The following is a 1,941-nucleotide window of genomic DNA, read 5'->3' as shown; positions in this document are numbered from 1 at the left end:
TACCCGAGCCGCCGGAACCCGGCCCCGGCCCGGCCCCCGGCAGGCGGCGTCGGCGCGCCAGGCTGCTGGCCGGAGCCGTGGCCGCCCTCGCCGTGGCCGTGCTCGCCCCCGAGGCGTTCGACAAGGCCGTCACCGGGGCCGGGGACCGGGCGGACCCGGCCGGCGGCGCCTCGCCGACGGCCGCCCGCGGCGCCCGCGAACCCCGGTCGGCCGCCCCCGAAACCGGGCCCGCGCCCTTCCACACGGACGTCCTGGCGAACAACTGGGACACCCCCTGCGACCAGTGGTTCCTGCTGGACAAGGCGCCGAGGGACGTGCCCCCGCCCCCGGCCGGGCCGGGCGCCGACGCCTGGGCCGCCGCCCTGGGCGCCGTACCCGCCGGGCACCTGCGGCTCCAGGTGACCGTGCAGGGCACCGAGGACCGGCCGGTGGTGCTGCACGCGCTGTACGTGCACGTGGTCAGCAGCCGGAAGGCCCGGCCCGGCAACGCGTACACCATGGGTGCGGGCTGCGGCGGCGGCCTGACGCCCGGCTCCTTCGCCATCGACCTCGACGCGCCCGGCCCGCGCCCCAGGGCCGTCGCCGGCAGGGCGGAGGACGGGAAGGAGGTCCGGGCGACCGGCTTCCCGTACAAGGCGTCCGCCGAGGACCCCCAGGTCCTCAACATCGACGCCGCCACCGGCGGCCGGGACGTGACCTGGTACCTGTCGCTGGCCTGGAGCAGCGGCAGCCGGCACGGCGTCGCCCGCGTCGACGACCACGGCCGGCCGTTCCGCACCGCGGGCATGCGCGGCGACCCCGCCTACTGGTACGGGGACGCCGGGGACGGCGGCCTCGCGTGGATTCCCTATGGGTGACGCGTGACGCGTGACGGCCCCGGGACACGCGAGGGGCGGGGCACCGCTGCCGGTGCCCCGCCCCTTCCGCACGTCCGAGCCCCGCACGTCGGAGCCCTTACGGTGGTCCGTACCGGTCCGGACGTGAGCGTCCAGACGTACGTCGGACCGCCGTACGGACCCGCGCCGCCCGCGCGGACTCAGTGCTGCGCGCCGCCCGCGTCCGCCAGGCGCTTGATCGACGCCTCGACCTCGGCCTCGGCCTCGGCCCGGCCCACCCAGTTGGCCCCCTCGACGGACTTGCCGGGCTCCAGGTCCTTGTAGACCTCGAAGAAGTGCTGGATCTCCAGCCGGTCGAACTCCGAAACGTGGTGAATATCACGCAGGTGCTCCACGCGCGGATCCGACGCGGGCACGCACAGCAGCTTGTCGTCGCCGCCCGCCTCGTCCGTCATCCGGAACATGCCGATCGCCCGGCACCTGATCAGACAGCCGGGGAAGGTCGGCTCGTCCAGCAGAACCAGCGCGTCCAGCGGGTCGCCGTCCTCGCCGAGCGTGTTCTCGACGAACCCGTAGTCGGCGGGGTAGCTGGTCGAGGTGAAAAGCCGCCGGTCGAGGCGGATACGGCCGGTCTCGTGGTCCACCTCGTACTTGTTTCGCGAACCCTTCGGGATCTCGATCGTGACGTCGAACTCCACGGATGGCCTCCATGCATGATCAAGACATACGTCTGGTGGTTAAGTGTCCCCCACGCAGGTGTGTGGTCGCGAAAGGGGCTGGTCGTACGTGCCTGAGGCCAGATCGTGGCAGGTCAGGTGGTGGCGGGACCGGTGGCGGAACGCCACCCGGGCGCAGCGGCAGACGTGGCGGCTGGTGGCCGTCTCCGCCGTGGCCGGCCTCGCGGTCGCGGCCGGCACGGTGGTGGCCGCCGGGCCGTGGGACTCGGGCCAGCGTAGGGCCGAGCGGGAGCGGGCGGAGGCGGCGGGGTCGGCTGGTGGCGCGGGTCACGGCGGCGGGGCCGGCGGAGCGCCCAGCGCGGCCCCCGTCCTGGCCCCCCTCGGCCTGCCCGGAGGCGCGCCCGGCAGCGCGCCGGACCCGGGCTCCG

The 1,941-nt window shown here is 75.5% G+C and carries 1 protein-coding gene and 2 pseudogenes; 2 read left to right on the top strand and 1 reads right to left on the bottom strand.

From position 1 onward, the window contains the following. Positions 1 to 857: pseudogene (locus tag RKE29_RS29650) on the top strand (transcriptional regulator); the annotation flags it as partial. 179 nt (positions 858 to 1,036) lie between these two features. On the opposite strand, the gene RKE29_RS29645 reads toward RKE29_RS29650, so the two are convergent. Further along, positions 1,037 to 1,534, bottom strand: a complete 498-nt coding sequence (locus RKE29_RS29645) for an inorganic diphosphatase (RefSeq protein ID WP_312008803.1) — start codon at positions 1,532 to 1,534, stop codon at positions 1,037 to 1,039. 88 nt (positions 1,535 to 1,622) lie between these two features. Between RKE29_RS29645 and RKE29_RS29640 the strand changes: the two are divergent. Beyond that, positions 1,623 to 1,941 (top strand): annotated as a pseudogene (locus tag RKE29_RS29640) (D-alanyl-D-alanine carboxypeptidase); the annotation flags it as partial.

Source organism: Streptomyces sp. B1866, assembly GCF_031932565.1.
Classification (GTDB): Bacteria; Actinomycetota; Actinomycetes; order Streptomycetales; family Streptomycetaceae; genus Streptomyces.
The sequence above is the reverse complement of the archived record's forward strand: the minus strand, read 5'-3'. Positions and strand labels throughout refer to the sequence as shown.